We start from the raw sequence: 21949 nt of genomic DNA on the forward strand, positions 1-21949 counted from the left end.
CTCATGCACCACACAGGTTGGAGTGGGAACTCGCGTACGCATCGCACAGGTACGGATTTCCTGGGCCTCCTTCACTGACTTTGAGCGTGTGCTCGTCGTTGCGCCACAACGAGAACGTCTGCCCCTGCTGGAAGCCGCTGCTCCCGAAGGCGTAGTCGGTCACGACGGCGCCGCCCTCCCCTGTCGTGTACCGGACGGTGCCGAAGGTGCCGACCAGCGTGTTGTTCGCCCCGGCTTTGAACGTCAGGGGTGCCTGCCCCCAGCAATGCCGTTTCTCTGTGAGCGAAGCGGTGCACGGTCCACCGTTCCAGCTCACCTTGCCTGTGCCGTCCCGGTTGATGTCCACCACGGCCCCGTGCACCTGCCAGTGACCGACGAACGTGCTGCTGACCTGGAAGCGCTCCACGCTGACGGTTGCGGGTCCCTGCTGGTAGAGGCCGAACTGCTCGCCCAACTGACCGGCGGCGGGGTAGAGCACCGTCTGCACCACCTCGGGCAGGATCCGCACGTTGCTGATCAACGCGCGAAGAGCACCCGACAGTCCGAGCGCGCCGAGCACCTGCTCGACGCAACCGGCCGCGATGTCCGCCTGTGCCCTGATGCTCTCCTTGCCGAACGGGTCGACCACCTGGTGAGCGGCCTTGACAGCGCAATCGAGGCCTTCGTAGGACTTCTTCAGCCACCCGGTCAAGGCCTCGGCTTTGACCGCACCTTTCAACAGGCCTTCGACAACCACCTTCAGCGCACTCTTCGCGACCGCCGCTGCGGGCCCGACGACCATGAGCGCCGCGAGCACCATGTCGAACGTGACCGCATCGGCGTCGATGTCCATCTTGACCGTCACCGGGGCTGCCAGATCACTCGTCGCCGTCACGCTTCCGACCAGCGTGCCCGGAAACACCACCTGGCCGCGGAACGCCCAGAACGCGTTGCGCACCAGGTTGGGCACGTCGGCGCCGTCGTTCCAGACGTCGCTCAGGCGGATCGCCATCCCAGCGGGCAACGGCTCCGTGCGCAGCGGGAACGCGAACCCGTTGCGCAGCCGCACGGTCGTGTCACTCCCCTCGCCCGGCTGGGCGCAGGCGCGGACCAGGTCGAGCAGGCTCTTGGCTTGAACCGTGACGTTCGGGCTGGTGGACGTGCACTTGAGTTCTTCAGGGATGCCGAGGAAGTCCTTCAGCAGCGTCACCAGGATCTCGGTGTGCAGCTTCGTGATCCACCGAGCGATCGTGACGTTGGCGTCGATCACGGTCTGGATGACCTTGCCGCCGATGTCGACAGCCGACTTCGCCGCGTTCAGCACGGTCGCGATGACTGTCGAGAAGTGCGGGGCGATGGCCGTGACGGTCCGCGTGGCCGGATCGACCTTGGCGTCGAGGATCGGGACCCAGCTGCCGAGTTCGGTGTCGAACACCGACATCCCCACCTGCTTGTCGTTCAACCCCTGCGGGATCAGGCCGGGGTCGTACTCGAGCGTCACCAGCACCCGGTCGGCCGCCAGCTTCCCTTTGACGACTTGGACGTCCACCGGTGCGCCCGCGGCCGTGACACCGCGAGCCGACTTGTTGAGATCCTCGACGACCTCCGGCCCCGGGACGGAGAACCGCACCTCGGTGCCCAGATCCATGGCGCCGTCCGGGACGCGCAGCTGCACCTTCCGGTCCGGCGACTCGAAGGTCGGCGGCGGAGTCGGCACCGCGGTACCGGCGACTTCGGACGTCACCCCGTGGTAGGCGAACCAGCCGCCGGCGACGAAGACGGCGACGACCACGACGATGACGAACCACCTCATCGGTCCCGACTTGCCGATGGTTCGCCAGCCCGGAAACCTCATGCCGTCACCCACCTCAGATCGCATTTCCACCGACCACCGTCGCGGCCTTGGCCGGGCGGACGGCGCGCGCCGTTCCGCCCCCGCCGTCACCTCACGTCCGGGACGTCTCGTCCTGCTGGTTCGCGTTGCCCGTGGCTCTCGTCGACGCGTCGCGCAGCGCCGTGGCCACCGCGGTCAGCTGGGCGCGGTAGGTCGTGGCCCAGTCGGTCCGGAACGTGTCGGCGTCCGGGCCCGCCCAGTTCGCTCCGTCGATCTGGGTGGTGAGGGTGTTGGCGATCGTGTCGATCTCATCGGCCTTCGAACCGAGCTGCGTGGCGAGGCCGCGAATGGCCTCGATGTCCATGCCGTAGAAGCCAGCCATGACGTTCTCCTTCTCACTCCGGGAGTCCTGTTTGGACGACAGTGGTGGTGCCCGCGGTGACGTGCAGGGCTCGCCCCAGCGGGAAGTCCGTGCGACGCAGGCGGGACGGGAACGTGGTGCGGAACGCGGCACCGTCGTTCACGTCCGGGGCGAGCGCGAGACCGGCGCGGCTCGCCTTGACCGCCCCGGCCAGGCCCGCGTTGCTCTGCAGCGCGGTGGCCTCACCGTCGACGACCACGAAGCGCTCGTCGTGGACGCAGCGCTGGATCAGTTGGTGCAGAGCTGCGTCCGCCGGACCACCCGCGAACGAGGTGACGTTCTCGACCACGACGACGACGGTCTGCTCGGGCGGGACGACAGTGAGTTTCTCGACGAGTGCCCGTGCCAGTTCGGCCGCGTCCGCGTCGTTCAGCGCGCGGTTGGCCCACAGGTCCAACGACGCCAGGCGCGACCGGCGGTTGCCGAAGTAGTGCAGCTGCGCGGACGGGTCCCAGCGGCGGACAGCAACCGCGACTGCGTGCAGTGCCGTGGTGCGGCCGGACCTGGGTGGCCCGCAGATCAGGAACGTGCCCGTCGGGTCGAACGGCTGGGACGCCAGTGTTTCCGACGAGATGCCCAGCACGGGGAAGGCTCCGTCACTCACGGGGAGGTCGACGAGCCCGACGCGGTCCGGCAGCGACCTGATCGGGGGCGCCGCGTCCAGACCGCGGGCGGCCAGCCGTTCCGCCAGCTGGCCGAGGCGGGCCGCCTGGGCGCCGACGTCCGGCGCGGAACCCAGCATCGCCACCTGGATCTCGGCGCCGTGCAGCAGGCCGCGACCGGGTGCTGACGCGGGGCCGAGCACGTCGGTCGGCAGTCCGATGTGGACGTAGTCGTTCTCGTCGGCCAGCCGCAGTGCCACCCGCGTCTGCACCGCGGCACCGAGCACCGACGGGACCGCGGCCGGACGATCGGCGGACATCACCAGGTGCACACCGACCTGGCGGCCGTCGGACGCGATCGCCACGAGCACGTCGAACCACTTGCTCCGGTCGCCCACCTCGTAGGCCGAGCGGAACGCCGCGACACCGTCGAGCAGCAGCAGGATGCGCGGATCTGAACCACCGGACGCGCGGTACTCCGTGATCGTGCCCGCGTGGCAGCTCGCGTACCGGGTGGCTCTCTCGTCCACGAGCTGACGCAACCACGACAGCAGCCTGCCGACCCGCTCGTGGTCCGTGCCGGCGATGACGCTGCCGACGTGCGGCAGCTTCTCGAGCATCGCCAGTCCGCGTCCGCCGAAGTCCAGACCGTAGACGTGGCAGGGACCTCCGCGGGCGGTGTCGCCAGCGGCCACGGCCAGCGTGCGCAGCAACGTCGTCTTGCCGGTGCCACCCGTGCCGTACACGACGAGGTTGCCGTCGACGTCCGGGCGGAACACCGCGGGCGGCTGAGCCTGGTGCTCCGGGTCGTCACGGACGCCGAACACGAGCTCCTGGTCACTCGCCGACGGCAGGCGACCGAGGTCGTAGCACGTGCGCAACGAGGGCAGCCAAGGACGGCGTGGTGGTGTGATCCTGGCGTGCGAGCACGCGGTGCGCACTGCCCGGACCAACCGTGCGATGTCGGTGGGGCCGGGATCAGCAGGCGAGTCCTCGTCCGCGGGTACCTCCCACGACGCACCCGTTCCGAAGCACAGCTGCTCCACGAGGATCTCCGGCGGCGGAGTGACTTCCGGGGTCCATCCGCCCGCGTACCCGGCCTGGAACGACACCAGCCTGCCCGGCCCCGTCTTCGACACGGCCCGACCGGGCAGCGCCGGGTCGAAGAACGCGGCCTGCGGTGAGCCGAGCACGTCGACGCTGTCCGCCTCGTCCGCCGTTCGCAACGCGAGGCGGAGGTTGGTGTTCGCGCGCAGGTTGTCCTTGATGACACCAGCGGGTCGCTGCGTGGCGAGGATCAGGTGCACGCCGAGGGAGCGGCCGCGTTGCGCGACGTTGACGACGCCGTCGACGAACTCGGGCAGTTCCTTCACCAGTGCGGCGAACTCGTCGACGACGATCACGAGGCTCGGGGGTGCCACCGCGGCATCGAGCTTCTCCAACTCCTCCAGGTCCTTCACCCGGTAGCGCGCGAAGAGCTGCTCGCGGTGCCGGAGCTCCGCGGACAACGACACCAGCGCCCGGTGGACCAGGTGCGGGTTGAGGTCGGTGACGAAGCCGACGGCGTGCGGGAGCTCGGCGAACTCCTTGAACGCCGACCCGCCCTTGTAGTCCACGAGCAGGAACGTCACCCGCTGCGGGCTGTGCGCGACGGCCATCGCGAGGATCCACGACTGGAGCAGCTCGCTCTTGCCCGACCCGGTCGTCCCGCCGACCAGTGCGTGCGGACCGTCCGTGCGCAGGTCCAGCGCGTGCGCGCCGGCTGCCGACTTGCCGACGACAGCACGGAGTGTGCCCGCCTGCCGCACCGGAGTCGCCGGCGCGCACGGCCCGGCCACGATCGACCTGTTCTCACGCCAGCGTTCGATGACCGCCTCGGCCGCGGCCTCCAGCGCGGGCTCGACGACGTTCAGCAACGACACCGCGCGCGGCAGATCGCTGTCGTCGTCGATCCGGGCGCCGGTGTCGACCAGCGGAGCCAGCGCCCGCGCGAGGTTCACGGCTTCGTCCTGCGACAGCTGGTCGAGCACCAGCGGCGTGACGCGGGCACCCGTGTGCACGAACCCCGCCGACGCCGTGCGGTGCTCGACCGTGACGAACGTGCGGCACGCGGCGGGCAGCAGCGCCACGTCCACTGCCAGCCAGACGACGTGGATCCCGTACCGCCACCCGGTTTCCGCGAGCGAGACCAGCCTGCTCCGCTCGACCGGGGCGTCCTCCTCCACGAGCACCACCACGGCGGGGATGACCGCTGACTCCCCCGCCGACCGCTGCTCGACCAGCGCCTCCAGCTCGGAGATCAGCGTGGTGGCCGCCGCCCCGTCCGCCGCGAGGTGCCTCGCGCCCAGCGGGCTGTGCGGCGATGTGGTGTGCGGCAACCACTTCAGCCAATCCCAGTCGGGTGCGGACTGCGACGACGCGAACCCGGTGAGGACCAGCTCGGACGGCGAGTGCAGCGCGACGGTGTGCGCGATCACCGCACGTGCGGCGGGCAGGAGGGTGTTCCGAGAGCCCGCCAGACCGACACCACCGTGCTCGGCGGGGCTGGCTACGACCGGGACGGCGTCAACCGAGTCGAACGACTCCGTCTTCGACACCAGCTCGGCGTAGAGATCGCGAGGCAGCCGACGTGGATCGGGCAGCACGATCTTGTTGCGCGCGGGCATCGTGCCGGTGCCCAGCCGGATCTCGGCGAACCCCGGATCCGCCGGACGTCGCGTCCACAGCAGCGGACCACCCTGGTGCACGGCTTCGACGCACGACGTCAGTGGCGGGTGTTCGTCCGCACGCGCGACGACTTCCTCGGCACGCAGCTTTTCCGCCGCGTCAACGAGATCAGCGAGATCGGCCCGGAACTGCGCCACCGCGCGGCGGTACGCCGACCTCCCGGCGAGCGCGGACTCCACCGCGTAGCCGATGATCATCAACGGGCTCAGCGCGACGAACGCGAGTGAGGCGAGCGACCGGGTGATCAGGTAGAGGACCGCGCCCATGAGCACCGGGGCGATCAGCGGGATGACCGGAAACCGCTGGCGTGCGGGCCGAACCGGCGGCTCCGGAGCGATCAGCTCGGTGCCGGGGTAGATCAGGTTCAGCCGCGGTGGCCGCACGAATGCGACCGCGGTGCCGTCCGTGGCGGCGGGCGCGGCGTGCAGGACCCGCACGGTCAGCTCGGTGTCGCCGAGCCTGGCCCGGTCGCCGGGACGCAGCACCGACCGCGACACGGACGACTCGCCGAGCTGGACGCCGTTCGCGGAGCCGAGGTCGATGATCTCGGCGATGTCGGTGATGTTCAGCCGGGCGTGCTGACGGGAGATCAACGGGTCGGACAGCCGCACGTCGCAGCCCGGCTCGCGGCCGATGACGTTGCTGCCGCGGTGCACCGGGTACTGGCGGCCCAGATCGGGACCCGCCACGACCTCGACCACCGCGGCGCTCCCGGCCCGCGGGTCGGCGAAGCCCGCGCCTGCGACCGCGACGGTGACCGTCGCACCCGACCGGAGCCCGCTCTCCCCAACGGGTTCGTGCGGGTCCAGCGCGCGCTGGTCCGCGCCGATCACCGCGAGCGTGGGGGTGCCGTCGACCTGCGGGATGGTGCCCGCACGCACCAGGTAGACGGCCACGTCGCCCACCGTCGTCGCCGAGTCGACGGTCGCGACGAGATCCACCGGTGGCCTGCCGGAGCGGCGGAGCGTGAACTTGATCTTCATGATCGACCGCGCCACAACGATCGCGGGTCGACCGCGGCGCGCCACCTCCGCCAGCGGCCGACACCCCGGCTCATCCCCCGGCGAGCCGCGTCCACCTCGGACCAGTACTGCTCGGCGATCGGGACGGGCGGCTCCTCGGGTCCGAACACCCACCGATCCGCGAACCCGGCGAGTGGGCCGTGTCCGACGAACGCGGCCTCCTGCGGCCGAGTCAGGCCACGCGGGACCACCGCGCCGAGATCACGGGCGTGGTCGACGAGCTCACGCCAGCCGGTGGCGAACCGCAGGGCGGTGGTTCCCCGTGTCCTCCTGCGTCGCCGGCGGCGGGCCTTGAGACCGATGATGGCGCCCAGGACCCACGCGACCCCGAGCACCGGCGGACCGGTCCACGTCAGCGCCGTGATCACCCAGGCGGGCAGCCGCCACCCCGCCCCCGAGTCGGGCAGGCGGCGGTTCGACTGGGCGTCGACCTGGTTCGCGTCGGTGAGCGAGCTGGGCAGTTTCATCGTGTTCGGCGGCGGCACGCTCGAGGCGTCGGTGTTCTCGATCTCCTGCGGCGGCTGGCGATCGGGCCGCTTGGACCGGTCGGGCATGAACTCGGTGTTCGGCACGGCGGCCCACGTGCCGTCGGCGAGGTGGATCTCCACCCACGCCTGGACGTGTTCGCCGCGCACAACGCCGTCCTCGCCGGGCATCGCACCCAGCACCACTCGCGCGGGCATGCCGACCTGGTTGGCGATCAACGCGTACGCGGCGGCGTACTGCTCGTCGTTGCCCGCGGGGCGGTTGGCGTTGAAGAACGACGTCAGCCTGCCGGTGCTGTGTCCGGGGAGGAACTCCGACTCGCCCGGTCCACCGTCGGTGTAGGCGCCGTTCTCCCGCAAGTACTGCGCCGCCGCACGGAGTTTCTCCGCGATGCTCCCGGCGTCGCCCACCCACTTCGTCGCCTTGGCGCGCACGAAGGCGAGGCTGTTGCCGTCCACGTTCGGCCTGCCGAACGGCTGCGCGTCATCGGGTACCCGAGGTGATCCCAGGACCGTCGTGATCGTGTAGGTGTCCCCCGCGCGCAACCGGTCGGCGACGATCCCCGACGAGGTGGCCAGGTTGTAGCGCAGGTGCTCGACGTGCGCCTCGCGCCCGTCGCCGGAGAAGTCGATCGCCGTGGTGTGTCCCGCGACGGGCAACCAGGCGCTCAGCTCGTCGGCCGAGGTGTACGCCGCACCGACCGTCACGGTGACCGTCGCCTCCGCCCCTCCCGCGGTCACCGGGATGCGCGTACCGATGCGCTGGAAGCTGTTGCGTTCCAACGGGTTCGTCGCGACGGACGGGCTGCTCGTGGCTCCCCACACCGAACCGTCGTACGCGTCGAGCGTCGCGATCCTGACCCGTTCCCCGGCCGGCAGTCCGTGCACGGTGAACAGCGTCTGGTCCCAGAGCTGGTTCGCGTCCTTGGTGTGCTTGCGGAACCCGACGAGCGGGCTCGCGTACGCGCCGATCTCGAACGGCGGGTCCACGTAGTTGCGCAGCACCACCCGGTCGGTGTCGGCAGGCAGCAGCACGCCCAGCGCGCCACTCGCGCCCGCCGAGACACCGAGCAGCACCAGCGCGGTCAGCGCCCGAGCCAGCCGGGCCGATCCACCGGTGCGGCGACGACCGGCGCGCACCGAGGTCCAGCACAACGCCGCCACACCGAACACCGCGCCCTGCAGCAACACCGGTTCCCCCGTGCCCAGCAGGATCACCGCGGTCAGCACCAGCAACGGCGCGCACACCGGAGCGGCGGTCAACGACACCCGGCGGGCGAGGGTGAATCCGCCGGAGCCGCAGAGCAGCCCCAGCACGTACGGGATCACCAGCAGCGGCCCGGTCCCGTCGACCGGCGGCAACGTCGTGAGCAACTGCTTCCAGGCGTTGCCGCCGAGGTCGGCGAGCCCGGCGACCGTCGACGGCGTCGGCAGGAACCCCACCGCCGCCTGCTCCCGGAGCACCACGGCACCACCGAGCAGGAAGAACACCGCGGCTGTCATGAGCGCGACGGTGATCATCGGCTGCCGCAGCGCCGTCGCGACGTGACCGACCAGCACGCCGAGCACCAGCCCCGCCGTTCCGGCGAGCAGGAAGACCCACCCGGTGTACGTGGTGCGGAACCCGATGAGCGCCACCACGAACAACAACGCGAGGAACCCCGCGTCGACCAGGTCGGCGCGTGCGGGCACGAGCCTGTTCACCGCGGCGCACCTCCAGCGAGCAACGCGGGCAGGTCGGAGAGCTGCCGCAGGGTGAGCACGGTCAGCGCGGTGCTCGGCTTCAACGCGGTCGCCGCCGACGGATCGACGCGGAGCACCACCTTCGGCACCTCGGGCGCGAACGCCGCGGCCGCACGGCGCAGGTCGCTGAACGACGGCACCGCACCGGTGATCAGGATCGCCAGCGTCGCACCCGAGCTCACCCCGGCGGCCCGCGCGGTCAGCTCCGGCAGCGCGACCGGACCGAATGACGCGCGCGAGAACGAGTCCAGCAGCCGGTGCTTGCCCTGCTTGTGCGCGACCTGGCCCGCAGCGACGACCGTGGTGTCGATGTCGTCCAGCGCGGCCCGCACCGCGATGGACGCCCCCGCGGACACGGCGATCTCGAAGTCCTCGGCATCGGGGAACGCCACCGGCGAGCCGTCCACCACGATCGCGAAGTGCGCGCGGCGGGTGTCGAGGAACTGGCGCACGAGAAATTTGCTGTCCACAGTGGACGCCTTCGCCGACGATCGCCAGTGGATGTAGCGGCGGTCGTCGCCGGGCGCGTACTCCCGCAAGGCGTGGAACGCGAGGTCGCTCATCGACATGTCGTTCGTGGTGCGCCCCTCCAGGTCGCGCAACAGGCCGGTGCCGAACGACCGCAACGCCGTCGTGACCGGGTGGACGAACAGCTCCTCCGGCTCCCTCAGCACGACCGTGCGGCGCAACAGGCCCAACGGATCACCGCGCACCGTGGTCGCCGGTCCGACCACGATCACGCCACGACGCTCGGTCGTGATCGGGAAGGTGTGGTCGTGGCCCTGCTTTCCGATGACGTCGAACGTCTCCACGCCCGTCCCGACCGGCACCTCAAGCGCGTACGGGAGGAACCTGTTGCGACCGGCCTGCTCGACCTGGACGCGGCACGAGGACGAGCCGCCCGCGACGACGCGCCGCTTGCTCAGCGAGACCTGGACCCGCACCGCCGCGGTGCCGATGGTCAGCAGGCACGACAGCGCGAACGTGACGAGCCCGGTCACGGCGATCAGCACCATCTCGACCCAGCCGAGCAGTGCACCGAGCACCCACACGAGCACCGAGCAGACTGCGATCAGCCTGCCGAGCGGGGTGACGACCGCGATCAGTGCTCTCATGCGGCCCGCTCGGTGGGCGGCTGCACGTCGGCCAGCAGCGAGGCGACCACTTGCTCGACGGTGGTGCCGTCGAACTGGGCTTCGGGCGCGAGCAGGATTCGGTGGCTCAGCACGGGAACAGCGAGCTCGGCGACGTCGTCCGGCAGCACGTAGTGCCGGCCGTGCGCGATCGCCCAGGTCTTGGCGCAGCGGACGTGCGCGAGGCACCCGCGCACGGACACCCCGAGCCGGACCGCGGGATGGACGCGCGACGCCTCGGCGAGTCTGCTCACGTACCCGAGGACAGCGGGGTCGACGTGCACCTGGTCGGCCACGGCCGCCAGCTGCCCCACGGCGGCCGACGCGATCGCGGGCGGGACGTTGACCGTGCGGTCGCGCGTGGCGGCGTCCGCCAGCAGCGCGACGGTGGCGTTGTGATCCGGATAGCCGATACCGGTCTTCATCAGGAACCGGTCGAGCTGGGCCTCCGGCAACGGGTACGTACCGGCCTGCTCGATGGGGTTCTGCGTCGCGATCACCATGAAGGGCCTGCCGACCGCGTGCGCGACGCCGTCGACGGTGACCCGCCCTTCCTCCATCACCTCGAGCAGCGCCGACTGGGTCTTCGGTGAAGCCCGGTTGATCTCGTCGACCAGCACGATGGAGTTCAGGATCGGTCCGGGGTGGAACTGGAACTGCTGGGTGCGCTGGTCGTAGATCTGCACGCCGGTCACGTCGGACGGCAGCAGGTCCGGCGTGAACTGGATCCGCGCGTGCGAACCGTGCACGGTGTTCGCGATCGCCTTGGCGAGCGATGTCTTCCCGGTGCCGGGGAAGTCCTCCAGCAGAAGATGCCCCTCGGAAAGCAGGCACGTCAGCGCCAGCCGGATCACGTCCTCCTTTCCGGAAATGGCTCTGGCGACGTTGAGCACCATCTGGTCGAACGTCTGCGCGAAGAGACGCGCCTGGTCAGGAGTGGCGGCCATGAGAATTTCCGTTTCTGTGTTCGCGCATCAGGACCACACCATTTCGCCGCGCACGCCACCGCACGTGACGTAGACGCGTTCACCGGGATAGCCGTACCAGTTCCTGGTCTGCCTGCGCTGGTTCGGCCCGAAGCTCTCGTTGACGAATCCGACCGGTCCGTGGTCGCTGTTGAACGTGCACGTGACGTTTCCGTTGAAATTCGCGGTCTGCACCACGATGTACGCGCAGGACGAGTGCGAGCAGGTGCCACCGCCACACGGCGCGCCACCACCGCCGCCGCAAGGGCCGCCCTTGGAGACGGTCACGGAGGGTGATGGGGCGGGTGGCGCGGGCGTGCCCTGCGTCTTGGACTGGCTCACCTGCGGGCGGGTGCCGTCGGAGACGGTCACCGTGATCGTGTCGCTGCTGCTGTAGCCGACGTTGTCGCTGCCGGACCAGCTCCACGCTCCGACCCCGGTGGTGAAGGTCTGGCTCTGCCTGCTCGTCTGGACCTGCACCGTCGCGGGCTTGCCGTTCGGGTCGACCGAGACGCTGAAGTCGACCACGGGGCCGTTGGCCGAGGTGTTGAGGACGAGGTTGCGGATCGGCCCGTATGCCGTGACACCCGCGGTGGCGGGGCTGTTGCACGGGTTGCCCGCGTAGGCGCCGCCGCCACTGCCGTTGCACGCCTGCAGCGACAAGGTGACCGCCTGACCGTTCGGCAGTCCGGTCACGGTCTGGGTGGCGCCTGCCTGGCCACCCGTCGGGTAGGTCCAGGTACCGCAGGAGCCGCCGCTCCAGGTGCAGGTGACCGTGTTGGACTTGCCGTGCGACGCGGGTGCGTCGAACCGAAGGGTCGCCTGGCCGTCCGCGCCGGTGGGCGTGGCGGTGAACCCGGTGATCGGGTCCGGTGTCGCCGTGGCCTCCATCTGCGCGGCTGGGCTCGCCGGTGACGTGTGGCCGACGCCGTTCGCCGCGGTGACGGAGTACGCGTAGATCGTGCCGTCGTTCGCTAGTCCGTCGTCGACGCAGGTCGTGGCCTGCACGTTCGTGCACACCGTCTTCGTGCCCGCGCCGGTGCGGGTCAGCGTGTAGGTGGCCGGAGCCGGTCCGTTCGGGCTGACCGCCGACCACGACACGGTGACCGCGCGGGTCGAAGAGTTGGCCGCGTTCGCCGCGGTGAAGGTCGGCGCGGCCGGCGGCTGAGGTGTGCCTGCCGACTGGCCCTCCACCGTCGCGGCCGGTCCTGGGCCCTGCGCGTTCACCGCGATGACCGTGAAGACGTGCTTCGCGTTGTTGTCGAGCCCGGTCGCGGTCGCGCCGGTCGCGCCGCCGGGCGCGGTCGCCTGGCCTCCGCCGGACCAGCTGATCTCGTACCGCAGCACGGCCGTGCCGTCGTTCTGCGGCGCGTTCCAGCTCAGCTGCAGCGTGCCGTCCTGCGGGTTCGACGTGCTCAGCGCCGTGACGGCACCGGGAACCGTGTTCGGTCTCGCCGGAGCCGAACCACCGCTGGGCTTGCCCCAGCCGACCACGTTGTGGGCGCGGACCGTGAACGTGTAGTCGGTGCCGTTGGACAGCCCGGTGATCGAGCACGGCGAGGCCGGACACGTCTGCTTGCCACCGCTGTACTCGACCTCGTACGAGTCGATGGGCGCGCCGTTGCTCGCGGGCGCCGACCAGCTCAGCTCGACGACCTTGCTCAACACCGTCCGACCGGGAACCGGCACGCCCGGCGCGTCCGGGACGCCGAGCACGTTGACCGTGATCCGGCCGGTGACCTTGCGGTCGTCACGTGCCGCGTCCGCGACGTCCGTGATGACGACGCTGAACACGATGCCGCCGTGAGCATCGCCGCTCGGCGTGATTCGCACGGACGAACCCTCGTGGGCGGCGGACGCCCCCGCTCCGGACACCTGGCTCACGCCGAGGACGGTGATCTTGGGGTCGCGCAGCTGCGTGCGGACGTACGAGACGAGGTCGACGGTGGCGGTGTCACCCGCCTTCACGCCGTCGACGGTCACGGGTGCGATCGAGGGCGGCGCGGCGGAGGCGACCTTCACCGCGATCTTCCCCTTGGGACCGTCGAATCCCTCGGCACCGACCTCGATCGTGCCGGTGGTTCCCGGCTTGGTGCCGCCGGCCGCGGTCACCGAGACGGTCCGGCCCGAGGCCTCCAGCGTCACGCCGTCGGCCTGCTCCAGCCAGGTGGCCGTGTAGCGCAGGCCGGCCAGCTTCGCGCGGTCCGCGACCCAGACGTGGCACACCGACGTGACGTCCAGCTTGGCCGGCGCACCACCCTCGACGACGGTCAGCGGTGCGGCCGGACAGCGCAGCACGGGCGTGTCCGGCCCGACCTGGACCGGCACGGTGATCACCGCGGTCAGTCCCTGCGGGTCGGTGAGCGAGTTCCCGTCGGTGACCTGGAAGGTGACCGCGGCGGGACCGGTGTAGCCACCGCGCGCGGCCAGCACGAGCTCGGTGTCGCCCTGGTTGCGCACCTCGAGCCCGGACGGCGGCGCGCCCCACATCTTGTCGGTGGTGGTCAGCTTCACCTGCTTGCCCGACGGCGCGATCACGTAGTCCGCGATCGCGATCGTCGTCGCCCCGTCGGCGGGCACCTCGATCGTCTGGTCCGGCTTCGCGTACGGCGCGCCCGAACCAGGCGCAGGCACGTGGATGAGCCCGACCGCGGTCGCACCCGAACCGTCGGTGATCTCGTACGCGATCGTGCGCGGGTGGTCGCCGACCGGGACGGTCACCTTCCCGGCCGAGGTCTTCGCCTGGTCGTGGAACACCCGGCTGACCTTCAGCGCGCTGACCGGACCGTCCTGGTCGCCGGACTTCTCCAGTACGTCGACCTCCACGGTGTCGGCGTCCTTGCCCGGCCGCGGGAACACGTCGCCCGCGATCGGCGGCACCGCGTAGTCCTGCTGGCTGCGCACGGTCAGCGTGGCGATCGAAGGCTGCGCGACGCCGTCGGTGATCCGGTACGGGACCACGACCGGCTTGCCGGAGAGGTCGGGTGCGGTCACCTCGACGAAGCCGTCCTTGATCGGGAACTGCTTGTCGAGGGGCTCGACCTCGATCACGCCGTCCGGGGTGCGCAGGTCGTTGGCGAGCAGGTCGACGACGAGCTTCGCGCCGGGAGACGCGGTGATGACGTCGTCGACGGCGACCGGCGGCTGCGGATCTCCGGGCGGCACGATCGCGACCCGGACCGTGGATTCCCCCGTCTTGCCGTACGGGTCGGTGACGACGTAGCCGAAGGAGTCCGTTCCGCTGCTCGTCGGGAACGCCTGGTAGGTCAGCGAGGTGGCGCCGATCCCGGCCACCCTGCCCAGCGCAGGCGCCGAGGTCAGCCCGGTGACCGCGGCCGAGTCGCCGTCCGGGTCGATGCCGCTGACCGGCACGGTGACCGTCACCGAGTCGCCTGCGACGACCCTGACCTCGACCGATCGCGGTGTCGGCGGCTGGTTCGGGTTGGTCTCCGCCGGTGCGGGGTGCACCGTGACAGTGGCGTGGCCGACGGCCTGGTCCCCTGACTCGTTCTGCGCGACGTAGTCGACCGAGACGACCATCGGGGTGTCGACCTTCTGGGGCGCGACGTAGCGGACGAGGTTGCCCGACACGTACGCGTCGCCCACGCCGGAACGGCCGTCGCGGGCGGTCACGGTCAGCTTGCCGCGACCGTTCTGCACGTTCGGCTGGAGCGAGAGCGGCGCGCCACCGGGCGAGATGTCGTTGTCCAGCACCGGGATCGTGACCGAGTCGCCCGCGCGGGCCGCCGCGTAGTCGTCCTTCGGCACCGGGGTGTCGTCGGCGGGCGGCGGCACCTGCGTCACGGTGACCTCGCCGGTCACCGGCCCGGTGACCCCGTCCGTCACCGCGTATCGGACCAGTTGCGGATTCGGGTCCACGGTCGGCGACAACGCATTGAGTCTCAGCCACCGCCCCTTGACCACGGCCACCTCGACCTGCGGATCGGCACCGACGACGGTCGCCTGCTGCACGCCGAGCAGGGCTCCGGACGGGCTGAAGTCGTTGCCGAGCACATCGACGATCACCGGTTCCTGACCCCGCACGACTGCGGTGTCCGGCATCGCGACCGGCGGCGGTGGCGACGAGGGCGCGGCGACCACGTCCACCCGCAGCGATCCCTTCGCGAACGGTGCGTTGCCGAAGGCCGCGGTGTAGTCCAGCAGCACCGTGCCGGGCTTGGTGCCGGTGACCACGACGGTCCCGGTTCGGACATCGGTGGTCACGGTCGTACCGATGGGTGGTGCGACCTCGGCGGCCAGCCTCAGCTCGGCCGCGGGGTCAGCGGGATCGGACCCCGGCAGGTCGTTCTCCAACGGCCGCACCGTGACCGGGCTGCCGACCTGGCCCCGTGCGACGTCCGGCCGCGCGACGGGTGCGACGGCCGTGGCCGACGCGGGGTCCTGCACGGTCACGCGCTCGGTGCCGGGCACGGGTTCACCGACACCGTCGGTGATGCGGTAGTCGATCGGCTGAGGGCCGGCCTCGACCGGGGCCGAGTACTCGACGAACCCGGTCGCCGTCGTGGTCGCGGAACCCGCCTTCGCCGACGCCTCGACCAGCACCAGCGGGTCGCCGTCGAAGTCGCGCCAGTCGGCGAGCACCGGGAGGGACAGCTGGCCTCCGGACGCGACGGACCACTCCTGCGGCTCGGCGCCCTTGCGGAGGGCGGGTAGCTCGTTCTGGGCGGTCGTCCTGATCTGAACCGTCACCGCGGCCGTCGCGTTGAGACCCTTCCCGTCGTCGACCGTGTACTTGAAGTGGATGTCCGGGCTCTGCTCCGGCACGGTGACCTCGACGGTCTGACCGTCCGGAGCGACCGTGAGCGCGGCCGCCTTGCTGTCGGGCTCCGTGACGGACGAGATCGACAGGATGTTGCCCGCCGGGTCGGAGTCGTTGTCCAGCACGTGCAGCACCGTCGTGCGGCCCGGCCGGGCGCCGAGCGTGTCGTCGACGGCTTTCGGGGGCTTGTCCCGCGCCGACTCGGTCGTGTTCTCGTTCTTGTCCTTGTCGCTCGGGTTCTCCTGCGGCGGCGGCTTCACCGACGACCAGTCGTCGACCTTCTGCTGGCTGCCGAGGTCCCACACCGCACCGGTCGCGAGATCGTTGAGGACGATCGCGGACCTGTTGACCCTGAACACGGGCTTCACGAGCGCCTTGAGGTCCTTCAGGTTGCCCGGTGCCGCCGGACTGCCACCGCACGAACGGGCGTAGCCACCGCCCTGGCCCGCCCACGCCGCGTGGACGCAGTCACCGAGGCGGACCGGTGCCGCGGGCTCGCCGTCCGCTGACTCGTACAGCTTCTTCTCGGCCTTGCCGTCGAGACTGAACGCGACGAGCGACTCGGGCGTCGCGACGACGACCTGGTCCGCGTCGGGGCCGGGCTGCTGGAGCACCGCGTCCTGGCCGGTTCGGGCGGTGCCATCCGGGAGCACCAGGGTTCCGGATGTCGCGTCCAGCACGACCAGGCTCGAGCCGACCACGGTCGCACGAGGCGCCTTCACGGGCGTGGGTACGGTGCCGTACCTGGCTTCCGCGAACCCGGACCCGCTCGGCTCGACCCGCGCCGTGCGGCCGTTGGCCGCCACCGCGTGAACGGTGCCGTCGACGCCGATCGCGAGCGACGCCGCCTCCGCTGCATCGATCGTGGCGACGGGCGGGCTCGCCGGGTCCAGTGGGCCGAGCGTCGAGACACCGGACCGGGTGTCGACCCGTGCGGCCCAGACCTTGCCCGACGCCGGGTCGAGCGCCGCGAGGGTGCCGCCTCTCAGCTGTACTTGGGCAGCCGGAGGAAGAGCCACACCTTGATCACTCAACGTGACCGATCGAGCGACGTCGACCGGGAACAACCTGCCACCGGCGAGGTCCCTTGCGACCACCGCGGCGGCGTCCTGGGTCACGTCGAGCTGGTAGTTCTGCTGCGCGCCGCCGGGTGGATAAAATGCCGCGTCAAGAGAACCGACGGGTTTGTTCAGCCTCCCGAAAAGACCATCGCGATCACTCGTGACCCACACACCACCGTCATTCAGATCGACCTGACGCGCGGGATTTCCTTCTGAAGAGAAGGCATATGCCACGAGCAACGCAGCAGCGAGCGTCAACACCGTTCCGGACGCGATCGCAGTCTGGTGCTTTCGTAAGAAACCCAAGATCCCCTCACCAGCCGCGGCCGAAGAAGTGCGTTCAACGGGTCCTATCGACGGGAGGGCCGAATGTGTTGCACCTTTCACTCGGTTGATGGCAGGTATTTCAGGATCCGCATCCTTCGGGTGACCACTCTGCGGCCGCGTTGCTCCCGTCGGCGCGCACGACCTTGATCTGCACGCACACCGGACCTGCCGACGGCACGTCCACCGACGGCGTCGTGACGACACCGGTGCGCCCGTCAGCGGTCCGCCAGGAGAACGTGTCCGTGGCCTGTTGCGCCGAGTACGTCCAGGTGAAGCGCAGCACGTCCCCGCCGACCCTGGTCGCGGTGATCACCGGTTTGCCCGGTGGAGCGTTGTCCGCGCCCGCGTTCTGCTGGAGTGCGGACGCGTCGGGCACGGACGTCATCCGCGCGGGCGGCGGAGTCTCCTCGCCCGACAAGAGGATCAGGCCACCAGTGATCGCGCCAGCCGTGACCGCGGCAGCGGCCGCGTACACCGGCCACCGGGGCCGCGGCGGCTCGGGCTCGGGTGGCGCGGGCGGCGGTGGCGGTGCCGGACGTCTCTGCGTCACGGCCACCGCCGGACGAGCCGAAGTGTGCGCGGCGGGAACGTGGGGTTGTGCGACGAAGATGGGCAGCGAGGTCTTGACGCGCTTGCCGGTGACGGTGAGGTCGGACACAGGCCGGTCGCGCTCCTTCACCGGGACCGCGACCGCCTTGAGCGCCAGGGGTGTCTCGGCGGCCGCGAGCTCGCGCTGGATCGCCTGGAGTCGCGCGGCGAACTCCTTCGCCGAGTCAGGGCGATCGGCTGGATTCGTCGCCATCGCCAGGCGCAGCAACTTCTCCAGCGACTGCGGCGCGCGGCCCGTCGGCGGAGGACTGCTCCGCATGATGCGCGCCTCGATCGCTGTTCGGGAGTTGTCGCCGTCCGGCACGACGAACGGCGAGTGCCCGGCGAGCAGGTGCCACAGCGTCGCGCCGAGCGAGAAGATCTCCGCGGGCACACCGGGGTTGACGTTGCTCGTCGAGCTGATCACCTCGGGCGGTGACCACGGCACGGAGAGCAGCACATCCCCTTCGATCTCCCGCGTCGCCAGCTGCCCGGCGATGCCGAAGTCCGTCAGGCACGGATCGTTGTACTCGTTGACCAGGATGTTGGCCGGCTTGATGTCCCGGTGCAGGATGTTCATCTCGTGCGCGGCCTGCACGGCGCTCGCGATCTGGATGCCGATGCTCAGCACCCGTTCCGGCGAGAAGGGTTTCGCGTCGGCCAGCTTGCCGAGGTCGGAGTTCGGGCAGTACTGCATCATCAGGTACAGGTGGCCGTCGAACGTCTCGCCGACCTGGTACACCGTCACGATGTTCGAGTGGTTGCCTAGCGCGGCCATCGCCCTCGCCTCGGAAACGAACCGCTCGCGCACCGGGGCGGACAGCGCCGAGTCGTTGAGCACCTTGACCGCGACGTCCCTGTTCATGCCGAAGTCGTGGTAGAGGTGGAGGGTCGAGAAGCCGCCCTTGTCGAGCCTCCGCACGTAGCGGAAGCCGGGGATCTCGGGCAGTTCGTCAGGCACTCGCCACCTCGTAGGTGAAGTAGGCGTCCTCGCTCAACGTCACCCGCGTGCCGGGGCACAGCACCGCCGGGATGTGCCCGGCGAGCTCCTGCGGCGACCATCCCGGCTGCGTCATGGTGGTGCCGTTCTTCGAGCCGAGATCGACGACCAGCACGTCCCACCCGTCCAGTCGCACCTCGACGTGGTTGCGCGAGATGTCGGTGCTGTCGCCGACCTTCACCAGGTTCGCCCGGTTTCCCCGGTCGTCGGTGTGCGGATCGCGCCCCAGCACGACGTTGCGGTCGAGCGTGATCGTGTCCCCTGTGGACAGCCGGAGCACGCCGAGCGGCGGGCGCACCGCCACGAACGACGTCTGCGCCGGAACTGCACCGCCACACAGCCGGCAATGCGTCGCAGCCTCTGGGTTCAGGTGCTGGTCCTGGCACTTGACCGCGCGGACCTGCGGCGCTCCCGAACCGCGCTCGGAGATCAGCATGCTCGTGTCGTCCTGCGTGACCACGCGGGTTCGGAGCACGGTCTCGGACATCTCGGCCCGTCCCGGTGCCGGGGCAGGTGCGGGGACGGGTGCCGCCCAGTCGATGGACGCGATGAAACCACCGGGCTCCTGTGCCAGGAGCTCGGTCACGCGCGCGGGTTCCGGCTGCGGTGCGGGCACCGCACGAGACTCAGGCTCCGGTTCCGGCACCGAGCGCACGATCGTCGTGGCCACCACTTCCTGACCCGCTTCTTCCCTCACCGCCTCGGGAACAGTGCCCAGCGACACCACGAGCTCGGCAGCGAGCACCACTCCGGAGAGCAGCGGCAGCACCGGCCCCGTGCCCCCGGTCGTCAGGCGGAGCTGGACGATCGACTCGTCGAGGTTGCGGTCCACCCACGTCATGACACCGGTGGCGTCGATCCGGCTCGCCTGGCCGTCCGCCCCGAGGCAGACGAGCCCGGCGCCACCGCGGACGACCGCCCGGCGCGGCGTCACCAGCGCGAAGCTGCCGACCGCGCGGAAGCCCTCGTGGACGATCGCCCCGAGCACGTCGTCCAGTTCGGCGTCCTCCCGGACGAGATCCCAGCACCGGCGCACGACCTCCGCGTCCGGCGGCGCGCCCAGCAGGAGCCAGACCTTCGCACCCACCACGGCAACCCACGTTCCGGGCACGTACTCGACGGCGGTCATCGCGCGTTCCTCGGCGCGGTGTCAGCACTGCCCACCGGCACGCCCGCGGCGACGTGGTCGACGACGACCGCCGTCACGTTGTCCCGCCCACCCGCCTCGATGGCGCGGCGCACCAGCTCTTCCGCCGTCTCGTCCGCTTCGGCCGCCGCGCGCAGGACCTCGATGATCATCTCGTCGGGGACCTCGTTCGTCAGGCCGTCGGTGCACAGCACGAACCTCTCACCGGGCCTCGCCGGGAACACCCACTGGTCCGGTTCGGCGGAGAGCGGCGTGCCGAGTGCGCGGGTCACCACGTTGCGGCGCGGGTGTTCGAGCGCGGCTTCCTCGGTCAGCAGTCCCCTGGTGACGAGCTCCTCCACCTCGGAGTGGTCGACCGTGAGCCGCGACAGCACGTCGTCCGCGAACCGGTACACCCGCGAGTCGCCGACGTTGAAGACGATCCAGTGATCGGATCCGGCGAGTTCCACCATGCCGATGCCGGAGACGGTCGTGCCCATGCCCTCGTGCTCGGGCCGCGCGTCGGCCAGCATCGCGTGGTTGGCCGCGACCAGTTCCGCGCGGATGTCGTCCGGCCTCAGCGCCCCACGCGCGTCGAGCACGCGCAGCCGTTCGATGACCAGCGAGCTCGCGACCTCACCGGCGACGTGACCACCCATCCCGTCCGCCACCGCGAAGATTCGCTCGCCGGCGAAGGCGCTGTCCTCGTTGGTGTCCCGAACGAGGCCCGCGGACGTCGCGGTGCCGGACAGAACCCGTGTCATCGTGCTCCCGCCGCCTCGCCTGCCACCAACTCGGCCACGCGGGCCACGACGTCGTCGCGCGTCGAGGGACTCGCGGTGTCCGGGTCGCGTTCGGAGTCCGACTGGAACCAGGTGCCCGAGCTGTCGGTCGCGACCGCGATGCTCACCTTCCCCGCCGCCGTCACGGTCTGGACCAGTGCGGTGCCCGCAGCCGAGCCGAGGCACGAGTCGAGGAACCGGCCGATCTGGTCGGCCAGCGGCACGGTCCGGTCCAGCGGGGCCACGTCGAACTGGCCGAGCTCGGCGGCGAACAGTCCTATGTGGATCTCCGGTCCGGTCAGCAGGGTCGCGCGGATCATCTGCTCACCGACCCAGCCCAGCACCCTGGTCGCGCGATCGGCCGTCGAGAGCCCGGCGACGATGGCCACGACTTCCTTCGACGGCACGACCTTGCCTGCGGTGTGCGTGCACAGGCCGCGCGCCATCAACGACGCGAGACCCGCCGCAGCCGTCACGTCGTTCGTCTCCGGCAGCCCGAGCACGTCGCGGAGCGAGGTGAGCTCGGGCTGCCGGATGCGCAGCAGCAACTCGACCTCGGCGAACGTGAGCACCAGCGAATCCGTCACAACGTCCCCTCTAGAACCTGTCCAACAGGGCGTTCACCCCGCCGGAGATGACATCGCCCACGGCTTCGGCACCGTCTCCGATCGCGCCACCGACGTCCCCGACCACATCACGGGCTCCCCAAACGAAGTCCCTGGTGAACGAAGGATTCGCATCGGTCCACAGCCCGTACGCGAAGCCCGCCGCACCGATCGCGACCCCCAACGGAGGGCAGACAACGCCCACAACCACGGCTGTCCCACTGAAGACGAGATCGGCACCTTTGTTGTACGTCTCTTCGCTGTCGGGCTCCCGTCCCAGGCTCTCCCCGAACTCATAGGCATCGATCCCGGCCATCGCAAACTCCGCCGCACGGCCGACGAGGTCGAATCCCTTCCCAACGACCCCGATGTCTTTCCCCACGATGTTCCGGACGAAGTCGGGAGATCCGTTGACAAGACCTGCGATCCCCTTGGCCAGCCCGCCCTTCCACGAGCCGTCCACCGCCATGCCGACCAGCCCCGCCACCCCGCCCGCGAGGCCGAGGCCGCCCAGTGCCACGCCGAAACCGTCGTACACGCGGAGGAACTCGTCCACGAAACCAGGAGGCGCCCCGAAGAATGGTGACCCGCTTCCACCGTGGTCGCCGCTCGCCACTCGCTGCTGCTCCGCGTTGACCTGCACGCGATCACCGCAGTCCCGCACCGCGGATGCGATCCCGATCAGGAGACCGGACAGCAGGTGGTCCCACTGCCAGCGGAAGTCGTCGGCGTCACCGCCCTCCCAGCTCGAGCGGGTGAGCATCCACCT

General features: G+C 70.6%; 12 protein-coding genes. All 12 read right to left on the reverse strand.

Going from position 1 to position 21949, the window contains the following annotated elements; genetic code table 11:
* Window position 1 precedes the first annotated feature (1 nt).
* The 12 genes from FKR81_RS00330 to FKR81_RS00385 all read right to left on the reverse strand — a co-directional run bounded on the left by FKR81_RS00330 (window position 2) and on the right by FKR81_RS00385 (window position 21943).
* Window positions 2-1834 (reverse strand): hypothetical protein, encoded by a 1833-nt coding sequence (locus tag FKR81_RS00330; RefSeq protein ID WP_146348836.1) that lies wholly within the window; start codon window positions 1832-1834, stop codon window positions 2-4.
* Window positions 1835-1925: 91 nt separating this feature from the next.
* Window positions 1926-2195, reverse strand: a complete 270-nt coding sequence (locus tag FKR81_RS00335; RefSeq protein WP_146348837.1) for a WXG100 family type VII secretion target — start codon at window positions 2193-2195, stop codon at window positions 1926-1928.
* Window positions 2196-2208: 13 nt separating this feature from the next.
* Entirely contained in the window at window positions 2209-6546 is a 4338-nt protein-coding gene (locus FKR81_RS00340) for an FtsK/SpoIIIE domain-containing protein (RefSeq protein WP_146348838.1), read from the reverse strand.
* Entirely contained in the window at window positions 6543-8774 is a 2232-nt protein-coding gene (locus FKR81_RS00345) for a DUF3488 and transglutaminase-like domain-containing protein (protein ID WP_146348839.1), read from the reverse strand. The genes FKR81_RS00340 and FKR81_RS00345 overlap by 4 nt, the downstream gene beginning before the upstream one ends.
* The gene (locus FKR81_RS00350) at window positions 8771-9928 is read right to left on the reverse strand and encodes a DUF58 domain-containing protein (RefSeq protein WP_146348840.1); all 1158 of its coding nucleotides are present in this window, start codon (window positions 9926-9928) and stop codon (window positions 8771-8773) included. The genes FKR81_RS00345 and FKR81_RS00350 overlap by 4 nt, the downstream gene beginning before the upstream one ends.
* Complete coding sequence (locus FKR81_RS00355; RefSeq protein WP_146348841.1) at window positions 9925-10893, reverse strand: AAA family ATPase; 969 nt, start codon at window positions 10891-10893, stop codon at window positions 9925-9927. Before FKR81_RS00355 ends, FKR81_RS00350 begins: the two co-directional genes overlap by 4 nt.
* A gap of 27 nt (window positions 10894-10920) precedes the next feature.
* Window positions 10921-16809 carry an Ig-like domain-containing protein gene (locus tag FKR81_RS00360; protein WP_235921162.1) on the reverse strand — a complete coding sequence of 1963 codons (5889 nt, stop codon included), beginning with the start codon at window positions 16807-16809 and terminating at the stop codon, window positions 10921-10923.
* Window positions 16810-17158: 349 nt separating this feature from the next.
* Window positions 17159-18628, reverse strand: a complete 1470-nt coding sequence (locus FKR81_RS00365; RefSeq protein ID WP_146348843.1) for a serine/threonine protein kinase — start codon at window positions 18626-18628, stop codon at window positions 17159-17161.
* On the reverse strand, window positions 18621-19796 hold the full coding sequence (locus FKR81_RS00370) for an FHA domain-containing protein (RefSeq protein WP_146348844.1): 1176 nt from the start codon (window positions 19794-19796) through the stop codon (window positions 18621-18623). Before FKR81_RS00370 ends, FKR81_RS00365 begins: the two co-directional genes overlap by 8 nt.
* A complete protein-coding gene (locus FKR81_RS00375) occupies window positions 19793-20557 on the reverse strand; it encodes a PP2C family protein-serine/threonine phosphatase (RefSeq protein WP_146348845.1) in 765 nt (254 codons plus the stop codon). The genes FKR81_RS00370 and FKR81_RS00375 overlap by 4 nt, the downstream gene beginning before the upstream one ends.
* Window positions 20554-21162 (reverse strand): hypothetical protein, encoded by a 609-nt coding sequence (locus FKR81_RS00380; RefSeq protein ID WP_146348846.1) that lies wholly within the window; start codon window positions 21160-21162, stop codon window positions 20554-20556. The genes FKR81_RS00375 and FKR81_RS00380 overlap by 4 nt, the downstream gene beginning before the upstream one ends.
* Before the next feature lie 10 nt (window positions 21163-21172).
* Window positions 21173-21943 carry a hypothetical protein gene (locus tag FKR81_RS00385; RefSeq protein WP_146348847.1) on the reverse strand — a complete coding sequence of 257 codons (771 nt, stop codon included), beginning with the start codon at window positions 21941-21943 and terminating at the stop codon, window positions 21173-21175.
* Window positions 21944-21949 lie beyond the last annotated feature (6 nt).

Origin of the sequence: Lentzea tibetensis (assembly GCF_007845675.1) — a bacterium.
GTDB lineage: Bacteria > Actinomycetota > Actinomycetes > Mycobacteriales > Pseudonocardiaceae > Lentzea > Lentzea tibetensis.

Excerpts from the sequence above, each read along its gene's own strand:
- FKR81_RS00330 (WP_146348836.1), bottom strand. The coding sequence starts at position 1,834 with ATGAGGTTTCCGGGCTGGCGAACCATCGGCAAGTCGGGACCGATGAGG.
- FKR81_RS00385 (WP_146348847.1), bottom strand. The coding sequence starts at position 21,943 with ATGCTCACCCGCTCGAGCTGGGAGGGCGGTGACGCCGACGACTTCCGC.
- FKR81_RS00355 (WP_146348841.1), bottom strand. The coding sequence starts at position 10,893 with ATGGCCGCCACTCCTGACCAGGCGCGTCTCTTCGCGCAGACGTTCGAC.
- FKR81_RS00350 (WP_146348840.1), bottom strand. The coding sequence starts at position 9,928 with ATGAGAGCACTGATCGCGGTCGTCACCCCGCTCGGCAGGCTGATCGCA.
- FKR81_RS00335 (WP_146348837.1), bottom strand. The coding sequence starts at position 2,195 with ATGGCTGGCTTCTACGGCATGGACATCGAGGCCATTCGCGGCCTCGCC.
- FKR81_RS00370 (WP_146348844.1), bottom strand. The coding sequence starts at position 19,796 with ATGACCGCCGTCGAGTACGTGCCCGGAACGTGGGTTGCCGTGGTGGGT.
- FKR81_RS00375 (WP_146348845.1), bottom strand. The coding sequence starts at position 20,557 with ATGACACGGGTTCTGTCCGGCACCGCGACGTCCGCGGGCCTCGTTCGG.
- FKR81_RS00340 (WP_146348838.1), bottom strand. The coding sequence starts at position 6,546 with ATGAAGATCAAGTTCACGCTCCGCCGCTCCGGCAGGCCACCGGTGGAT.